The sequence below is a fragment of the Nocardiopsis sp. NPDC007018 genome, from assembly GCF_040635075.1.
Classification (GTDB): domain Bacteria; phylum Actinomycetota; class Actinomycetes; order Streptosporangiales; family Streptosporangiaceae; genus Nocardiopsis.
The window spans coordinates 1-8,850 of the sequence record NZ_JBEYHA010000095.1 but is presented as its reverse complement, the minus strand read 5'-3'; the positions used below and the strand labels follow the sequence as shown (position 1 = coordinate 8,850).

Below are 8,850 nucleotides of genomic sequence, written 5' to 3'. Positions count from 1 at the left end.
GCTCACCAGGTCCGGTCTGGTCATCGCCGCGTTCGTGGTTCCGCTGACGGTCTGCTTCGCGACCCTGGCCGGGTACGGCGGTCGTCCCGCGCCCCGTAGGCGCCGTGGGGCAGGCGGTGCGGACTCCGGTGGCGGCCCGGGGCCCGGTGGCGGGCGCGCGGTGCCGACGACGGAGGGTCACACCACCGACCCCTTCCGCTTTTGGTGGCTCCTCCAATCCGACCCCCCGAATTTGCATGTCAATTCGGATCATCCGATGATTTGGAGGCGACAGATCCACACGGAAGGCCCCACCACATGAAGTTCCGCAAGGGCGGCTCGGACACCGCGCCCGCAGACCGGGCCCCCGCCACGGCCGAGCGGCCCGAGGACGAGCGCCCGCCCCTGCGCCACCTGGTCACGTACGGCGTCCAGCACATCCTCGCCCTGTACGCGGGAGTGGTGACCCCACCGCTCATCATGGCCGCGGCCGTGGGGCTGGACCCGGTGGAGACCGGCCTGATCATCAGCGCGGCCCTGCTGGTCGCCGGTCTGATGACGCTCGTCCAGACACTGGGCGTGTGGCGGTTCGGTATGCGCATGCCGCTGGTGATCGGCGCCTCGTTCATCCCCATCACCGCGATGACCGCGATCGGCGGGTCCAGCGGACTGCCCGCCGTCTTCGGCGCCTCGATCGTCGCGGGGCTGTTCGGCATCCTCATCGCCCCGGTCATGGCGAGCCTGATCCGCTTCTTCCCTCCGGTGGTCACCGGAAGCGTGATCACCATCGTCGGCGTCTCCCTGATCCCCGTCGCGATCGGCTGGATCACCGACAACAGCGAGACCGGGACCCCCTCCGACACCAACCTCCTCCTGGGCGGCGGGACCCTGGTCATCATCCTGGTGCTGTCCCGGGTGCTGCGCGGGGTGTGGGGCCGGGCGAGCATCCTCCTCGGCATGGTGCTGGGCACCCTGCTGGCCGCCGCACTGGGCGAGGTCGACTTCGGCGCCGTGGGCCAGGGCCCGGTCTTCTCCCTGCCCACCCCCTTCCACTTCGGTCCGCCGGAGTTCCAGGTGGCCGCGATCGTCACCATGTGCGTGATGATGATCGTCATCCTCTCCGAGGGCATGGCCGACATCCTCGCGGTCAGCGCGGTCGTGGGCAGCAAGGTCGACAGGCGCCGTCTGGCCGACGGTCTGCGCGCCGACGCCGCGATGGCCGTGGTCGCGCCGGTCCTCAACTCCTTTCCGGGCAGCACGTTCAGCCAGAACATCGGCCTGATCGCCCTGAACAGGGTCCGGAGCCGCTACGTGGTCGCGGCCGGCGCCGTGCTCCTGCTCGTCATCGGTCTCTTCCCGATCCTGGGCCGGGTCGTGGCGATGATCCCCTCGCCCGTCCTGGGCGGCGCCGGGCTGGTCCTGTTCGGCTCGGTGGCGGCCGCCGGCATCCAGACCCTGGGCAGAGTGGACTACGAGGACAACCAGAACATCGTGATCGTGGCGGTCGCGCTCGGGTTCGGCGTGCTGTCGATCGTCTCGCCCGACTTCTTCGCCACCTTCCCGGACTGGGCCACGATGATCCTGCACTCGGGCATCGTCACGGCGACGGCCTCCGCGCTCCTGTTGAACGTGTTCTTCAATGTCTGGGGCCTCGGCCGGAGGAAGGCCGCCGACGACCCGGACGGTACGGGGACGGACCCGGCCCCCGGGACCGTCGACGACGGCTCCACCCAGGGCTCCCCGACCTCCTCAGCCGGAGTCTGACCCGCACACTCCCAGCGGGCACGCTGGAACGCGGCCGGGGCCGCCGACACTGTCGGCGGCCCCGGTTCGCGTCGCCGAGGGGTTCAGTGCTCCGGCGCGCCTCGCGCAGGACGCCGTCCATCGGGGTCCCGTCGGTGAGGGGGCGGGGCTCAGGTCAGCCAGCGCGACGCGGGTGCCGGTCACTCGACCGGGAAGCGCAGGTCGACCAGGGCCTGGCACTCGCTGAGACATCCGGTGACGGTGAGCTCCCCGCCGAGCCGTGCCCCCGGGTAGGTGAGGACGGTCTGGGTGGTGGCTCCGGGGTCGAGCTCGTACTCGCCCACGGCGTCCCGCGGGCGGTGCGTGTCCCCGTCGGGACCGGTGTAGACGGCGCCGGGGAGGTCGACGTCGGCGGCGTCGACCGTGGTGAACTCGGCGGTGACGACGAGGCCGTCGACGGCGGCGTCCTGGTAGGCGGTGAGCAGGTGCACGTCGACGCCCTCGGAGCTGGCGGTGACACCGTGCCCGGTCACCAGTCGTTTGCCGGGGTCCGCCCCGTCGACGAGGAAGCCGGTGAGCAGGCCGTCCTCGGCGGCGAAGTCGGTGAAGACGGCGCAGTCCGTGCCCGGGTCCGCCCCTCCCGCCCCCGGGGAGCCGCCGCAGAGCTCGAATCCGTCGTCGGCGGGTGTGAGCGAGGCGTCCGGGGAGGGTTCTCCCGCGGCCTCCCTGGCGCTGGCGACCTGCGTGGCGTGGCGCAGGTAGGCGTGGGCGGTGGAGTCCTCCTCCGCGAGAGTGAGGCCGTCGCGCATCCGTGCGGGGTCGTCAGCGGCGGCGAGCGCGGCCATGTAGGCGGCCGCCTCCTCGGGCACCCCCTGTCCCGCGTTCTCCTCCGCTCCCCCTCCTGCTCCGTCGGAGGCGGAGGGGGCGGTGGTGGGCGCCTCCGGGGAGGGGCCGGGGGTCGGGTCGGGGCTGACCGGCGCGTCGGCTCCGGGGACGGGCGGGGACTCCGACGGTGCGCCGCCACTCGGTGGCCACCAGTCCTCGGGCGCCGGCCCGGTGCCCCCGTCCTGCCCCGGGCCGCAGCCGACCAGGAGGAGGGACAGGGCGACCACGGCCGCGGCCGTTCTCGACATGTCCCACCCCCAGGCACGGCACTCGGACTGCCGATCCTAGGGGCGATTTTTATCTATTGTCCGCTTTCGTCCATATTTGGCGAAGTCCTGGACCTCCCCTGCCCTGGCATGACCCGGAGCCGCCCCGACCCCCTCGCGAAGCGGCCCCGGCAGACGCCGAACAGCCGGACTACCCCTGTGGGCGCAGCAGGACCGGCAGCTCCTTGAGGCTGTTCACCACGATGGACGGGTGGTTCTCCAGCTCCTCGTCGGCGACCGCGAGCCGCAGGTCCGGGAAGCGCTCGAACAGCAGCGGCAGGGCGATCTGCCCCTCCATACGGGCCAGATGGGAGCCCGGGCACACGTGCGGCCCGTACCCGAAGGAGATGTGGTGCCCCCGCTCACGCGTGAGGTCGAAGGTGTCCGGGTGCGGCTCCTCACCGTGCTCGTCCCGGTCCCGGCTGATCGCACCGTAGGAGGTCATCAGCGCCTCCCCCTTACGGATGGTCCTCCCCCCGAGCTCCACGTCCTCGGTCGCGAACCGGAAGACCATGTTGGAGGTGGGCGGGTCGAAGCGCAGGGTCTCCTCCACCACCGCGTCCCAGCCCACCCTGCCCTCCTTGACCAGGTCGAACTGCTCGGGGTGGGCGAGCAGGGCGCGCACCGCGTTGCACAGCAGGTTCACGGTCGTCTCGTGCCCGGCCGCCACCACCACCTGGAGCGTGCCGCGCACCTCCAGGTCGGAGAGGGCGTCCCCGTCTTCCCCGGCGTTGAGCAGCTCGGTGGTCAGGTCGTCGCCCGGCTCGGCCCGCTTGGCCTCGATCATGCCGTCGTAGTAGCGCTCCAGCGTCGCGTAGGTCTCCATGAACTCCCGGGGGCTCGTGACCGCGCTGAAGAACTTCACGTACATGTCGCGCAGGTAGCCGTGCTCGGCCTCCTCCACGCCGTACAGCTCGCCGATCACACTCATCGGAAGCTTGAAGGCGAACTCGTTCTTGAGGTCCAGCGGCTCGTGCGCCCCCGCCTCCAGGGCGTCCAGCAGACCCACGGTCAGCTCACGCACGCGCGGGCGCAGCCGCTCCACCCTGCGGGCGGAGAACGCCTTCGCGGTGAGCAGGCGCAGCCGCCGGTGCTCCGCGCCGTCCGTCCCCAACAGGTTGGTCGGGGTGGGCGGGATGGTGCTCAGCAGCGGCCAGGCCTCGGGAATCCGACCCTGCTGGAAGTCGTCCCAGTGCGCGACGTCCTTCACCAACCGGGGGTCGGTGAGCGCCGCGCGGGCCGCCTCGTGCCGGGTCACCGCCCAGGCGGTGACCCCGCCGGGCAGCTCGACGCGGGTGACCGGACCGGCGGCGTGGAGCACCTCCCGTTCGGCTCGCAGGTCCTTGACGTAGGGGTCCAGGGTCACGGTTCCATGCTGCACGGGACAGGACATCGGTGCTCCTCGGGTCAGTTCGGGGGAAGGTGGGATCGACGCGGGGATCGGGAACGCGGAGGACGTACGGACGGGTCAGGCGGCCCCGTACGGGTCGGTGGGGGTGAAGGCCACGGGGAGGGAGGTCACGCCGCGCACCCACGGAGAGGGACGCCAGCGCAGCTCCGACTCCGGGACCGCGAGTTCGATGTCCGGAAGACGGTCCACCAGGACCTCGACCCCGGTGACGGCGATGATCTCGGCGATCTCCCGAGCCGGGTAGGGACACTGGTGCGGTCCGTGCGAGAACGACAGGTGGGCCTGGCTGCCCCGGTCGCCGATCCGGCCCGCCGTGGTGCGCACCAGGGGGTCGCGGTTGGCTCCGGCGATACCGAGGAGCAGCATGTCGCCCTTGCGGATGATCTGGCCACCCAGCTCCACGTCGTGGGCGGCGAAGCGCCCGGCCTGGATCTGGGTCGGGGTGTCCTCCCACAGGACCTCGTTGAGCGCCTCCTGCACACTGTTGCGGGCGCCGGCGATGGAGGCGCCGAACCGCTCGTCGGTGAGCATCAGCCGCAACGCGTTGCCCAACCACTCGGCGGTCGGCTGGTTCCCGCCACCCAGCAGGACGATGAGCTCGGGGACCGCCTCCTCGTCGGAGTACCCGGCCGGGTGGGCGAGCAGGCGCGAGACCACGTCCGGGCCGGGGCGGGCCCGGCGCTCGGCCACCAGCTCCGCCATCGCGGCCATCAGCGCCTGCTGGGCCACCATGGCGTCCGGGCCGCCGTCGATCATCGTGGTCATGTTCGCGGCGAACGCGTCGCCCCGTACGGAGTCGAGCCCGTACATCCAGCTGAGGACCAGGGCGGGGAGCCGCCCCGTGTAGGAGGCGCGCAGGTCCGTCTCACCCGAGGAGCAGAACCCGTCGACGAGCCGGTCCGCCATGCGCGCCGTGGTGGTGCGCAACTCGTGCAGGTCGGTACCGGCCAGGGCGTCGGTGATCGCCCCGGCGCGGCGGCGGTGGTCGGCGCCCTCGGAGTTGAGCACCATCGGCAGCTGGATCACCAGGGGCAGCATCGGCCAGTCGTCGGGCACTAGGTGCCAGGCGTTCCACCGGCCGGAGCTGCGCGCGAACACCGAGGTGTCGTTCACCACCTGGTGCACCTCCCGGTAGCCGACCACCAGCCACGCGGGGACGTCGCCCTCCATCCGGACCGGTACGACCGGCCCGTGCTCCGCGCGCATCCTCTCGTACAGGCCGCCGGGGTCGGTCTGGAACTCGGGACCGTACATCCGGACGGGGCAGCCAGTCATCGGGCACCTTCCGTGATCAGGGAACGCACGTGTTCCACCAGCGAGATGAGGACCCTCTTGGCCGAGTCGCGCTCACGGGCGTCACAGCGCAGGAGGGGGATGCCCGGGTCGAGGTCCAGGGCGGTCCGCACGTCCTCCAGGGAGTACTCGGACTCGCCGAAGTCGTTGTGGGCCACCACGAACGGCGTTCCCTGCTCCTCCAGGCGGTCGATGGCGTAGAAGCAGTCCTCCAGACGCCGGGTGTCGACTAGGACGACCGCGCCCAGCGCCCCGGTGAACAGGCGGTCCCACAGGAACCAGAACCGTTCCTGGCCGGGGGCCCCGAAGAGGTACAGGACCGAGGTGGCGTCCAGCGTGATGCGGCCGAAGTCGAAGGCCACGGTGGTGGTGCGCTTGCCCTCGACCCCGTCGAGGTCGTCGACGCCCGCCCCGGCCCGGGTCATGGTCTCCTCGGTGGTCAGCGGACGGATCTCGCTGACCGAACCGACCATCGTGGTCTTGCCGACCCCGAACCCGCCGACCACGGCGATCTTCAGGGCCTGTTCGGTGCTGTCCGCCAGCGGGGTGACCCGCTGGTCGGCGGGGGCGGCTTCAGAGGTTGTGGAGTGCAACGAGCACCTTCTCCAACACGTCCGGGGAGGCGAGGGGATGCGCCGGTGAGGGCGCCGGGGCCGGATGGCGGGCGGTCACCCGGCCGGTGTCGAGGAGGTCGGTGAGCAGGATGCGCGTGACCGCCACGGGCAGCCGCAGGTGGGCGGCGACCTCCACCACCGCCACGGGGCTCACGCACAGCCGCAGGATCGAGGCGTGCTCGGACTGCATGCCGGGCACGGGTCCGCTCTCCGCGACGATGAGGGTGACGGCGTCCAGGGACTCGTCGGCGCCGCGGCTGCGGCCCGAGGTGATGATGTAGAGCCGGTCCGGGCTCTCCCGTCGGTACGGGCTCACGCCGGCTCGGCCCCGGCTCGGGACGGCGTGGTGAGGTGCTCGCCCATCTGCTCGACCAGTTCGTTCATGTTGTGGCCGACCAGCCCCGGCTCGGCCTCACCGTTGGTGATGACCGCCAGGTGGGTGCCGTGCCCCGCCTCGACGATGAAGAGGAGCCCGCCGTAGAACTCGGCCATCGCCTGGCGGACCCCGCCACGGCCGTCGCCGAACTCCACCGAGGCACTGTGCGCCAGGCTCTGCACCCCGGCCGCGATGGCGGCCAGGTGGTCGGCGCTGTCGGTGTTCAGACCCGAGGTGTGGCACAGCTTGAGGCCGTCACGGGAGAGCACGAGCGCGTGCCGGGTGCCGGGTGTGCGTTCCAGCAGGCCTTCGAGCAGCCAGGTCAGCGTCTTGAGGTCCATCATGCTTCCTTCGGTGAGTCGGTCGTGTCCTGGCCGCGCACGGCGGAGCGGAACGCGCCGAACCCCTTGCTGGGGGTGCGCGGACCGGCCTCTTCGTCCGGGGCGGGGCGGTTGCGCTCGGCCGCGGCGAGAGCCTGACCCCGGCGGCGCATGGGCAGTCCACTGTCCGCCTTGGGGGCGGTGTTCGGCGCGGCGGGAGGAGGGGCCGCCGTCGCACGGGAGGAGGATTCGGGAGCGGTGTCCGACTGCTCGGGGACGCTGACGGGCAGCGGTTTGACGATGCGCTGGGGCAGGAGGACGACCACGGCGGTGCCGCCCCTGGAGGAGGGGCGGAAGGAGACCTCCAGGCCGTACCGGTGAGCGATGCGGCCGACCACCGAGAGCCCCAGGCGGGTGCCGGAGATGGTGCTGAGATCGAGGCCGTCGCGGACCGCGGCACGGGCCCGGCGCAGCGCCTCGTCCCCCATGACCAGGCCGCCGTCCTCGATCATGACGGCGATCCCCGCCTGCACCTCCTCCACGTGGACGTGCACCTCTGCCGTGGGCGGGGAGAACTTGGTCGCGTTGTCGAGGATCTCGGCCAGCGCGTGGATGACGCCCTCGGCGGCGAACCCGGCCACCGCCAGGTGAGTGGAACTGTGGGTGCGTACGCGCTGGTAGGCGCCGATCCGCCCCATGGCGCCGCGCAGCACGCTCTCCATGGGAATCGCGCGGCTCCACCGGCGGCCCGACCGCGCGCCGGTGAGGATCGCGATGCTGTCGGCGACCCGTCCGGTCTGTGCGGTGGTGTGGTCGAGCTGCATGAGGTCGCCGAGGACGTCGCTCCCGGCGTCGCCGTCGCCGTGACGCTCCTGCATACGGCGCAGGTCGGCGAGCATCGTCGTGGACAGCGCCTGGACCCGGCCCGCGGCCGTGGCGCACGCCGCCATGGCGGCGGAGCGGCGCCGCTCCGAGGCGGAGATCTCGGTGGCGACGGCGCGCAGGACGGCGGAGACCGACGGGTCGTCCACAGCTGGCATCTGGTGCAGGACGGTGTCGGCGGAGTCCCCGGCGCGCAGCCGTTCGACCATGCGCGGCAGGAGCTGGGTGGAGAGCGCGGCGGTCTGGGCGCGCGCCGTGTCGACCCGGTCCCGGAGTTCGGCGAGCTGGCGGTCGCGGCGGACCATCATGAGCGCGAGCACGAGGAGGAGCAGGAGTCCGACCGCGCCCGCCGCCAGGACCGGTGTCCGTTCGTCCGGGTGGACCGCCCAGAGCGCCCAACCCCAGGCGGGCAGGGCCGGGACCAGGACGAGCAGCCAGCGCGGGGCGGCAGCGGCCGGGGACCGCGCTCCTTCGGAGCCGGGGGTGGGGTCAGTCATGGTGCTCCATGTCCGGACACGTCCTCACTCTTTGCACACACCGAAGGGCACGCATAAAGGGTGTTCACCACCCACGTGCACTGTTATGCGACACGGGCGGCGCCATAGTGCTCAACCAGCCCTTCGATCACACAGCGAGCAAAGATACCACTTGCCCCACCTGGCGCCCATGGGAGGACAATGACGAATACCGGCCGTTATCAGCCCTACGGCCCACGTTGTACCGCAGGCCGATACCAGGCCGCGACCGGAGGCGGAGGGGCCACTCGGAAAAGTCGCGGGGAACACGCACCGAACCCCCGCAAACCATTCCTGAACTGCACTGACGCACGAATAGCCAGAAGCCGGAATACCCGGCTCGCCCCGGGAATCACGTCGCCGCTCACCGCGCTGGGGAAAGTGACCGGCACACGGCGGATGAGATTCCGGCACGCGGGTGTGGCGGGGTGGGTGTGTCGGGGCGGGTGCGGGGACTTCGGCGGTCGGGCGCCTAGGGCGTGTTCCGTGGATGCTTTCGGTTGGTTCGGCGCTCGCGCCGATCGACGCGAGCGGCCTCCAGGCAATCTCTCGCAAGACGAGGAGCG

8 protein-coding genes are annotated in these 8,850 nt (G+C 71.7%); 1 reads left to right on the top strand and 7 read right to left on the bottom strand.

Annotated elements, in window-relative coordinates; translation table 11 throughout:
• Positions 1 to 297 precede the first annotated feature (297 nt).
• Positions 298 to 1,743, top strand: coding sequence for a nucleobase:cation symporter-2 family protein (locus tag ABZ635_RS26790; RefSeq protein ID WP_357769994.1), 1,446 nt, complete (start codon positions 298 to 300; stop codon positions 1,741 to 1,743).
• Between the two features lie 179 nt (positions 1,744 to 1,922).
• On the opposite strand, the gene ABZ635_RS26785 is transcribed toward ABZ635_RS26790, so the two are convergent.
• The 7 genes from ABZ635_RS26785 to ABZ635_RS26755 all read right to left on the bottom strand — a co-directional run bounded on the left by ABZ635_RS26785 (position 1,923) and on the right by ABZ635_RS26755 (position 8,266).
• The gene (locus ABZ635_RS26785) at positions 1,923 to 2,855 is read right to left on the bottom strand and encodes a hypothetical protein (protein ID WP_357769992.1); all 933 of its coding nucleotides are present in this window, start codon (positions 2,853 to 2,855) and stop codon (positions 1,923 to 1,925) included.
• 169 nt (positions 2,856 to 3,024) lie between these two features.
• Positions 3,025 to 4,266, bottom strand: coding sequence for a cytochrome P450 (locus ABZ635_RS26780; protein ID WP_357769991.1), 1,242 nt, complete (start codon positions 4,264 to 4,266; stop codon positions 3,025 to 3,027).
• Positions 4,267 to 4,341: 75 nt separating this feature from the next.
• Positions 4,342 to 5,559, bottom strand: a complete 1,218-nt coding sequence (locus ABZ635_RS26775) for a cytochrome P450 (RefSeq protein WP_357769989.1) — start codon at positions 5,557 to 5,559, stop codon at positions 4,342 to 4,344.
• Positions 5,556 to 6,170, bottom strand: a complete 615-nt coding sequence (locus ABZ635_RS26770; protein WP_357769988.1) for an ATP/GTP-binding protein — start codon at positions 6,168 to 6,170, stop codon at positions 5,556 to 5,558. Before ABZ635_RS26770 ends, ABZ635_RS26775 begins: the two co-directional genes overlap by 4 nt.
• Complete coding sequence (locus ABZ635_RS26765; protein ID WP_357769986.1) at positions 6,151 to 6,507, bottom strand: DUF742 domain-containing protein; 357 nt, start codon at positions 6,505 to 6,507, stop codon at positions 6,151 to 6,153. The genes ABZ635_RS26770 and ABZ635_RS26765 overlap by 20 nt, the downstream gene beginning before the upstream one ends.
• Complete coding sequence (locus ABZ635_RS26760; protein ID WP_357769995.1) at positions 6,504 to 6,908, bottom strand: roadblock/LC7 domain-containing protein; 405 nt, start codon at positions 6,906 to 6,908, stop codon at positions 6,504 to 6,506. Before ABZ635_RS26760 ends, ABZ635_RS26765 begins: the two co-directional genes overlap by 4 nt.
• Positions 6,908 to 8,266: an ATP-binding protein gene (locus ABZ635_RS26755; RefSeq protein ID WP_357769984.1), complete on the bottom strand. Its 1,359-nt coding sequence runs from the start codon at positions 8,264 to 8,266 to the stop codon at positions 6,908 to 6,910. Before ABZ635_RS26755 ends, ABZ635_RS26760 begins: the two co-directional genes overlap by 1 nt.
• Between the last annotated feature and the right edge of the window lie 584 nt (positions 8,267 to 8,850).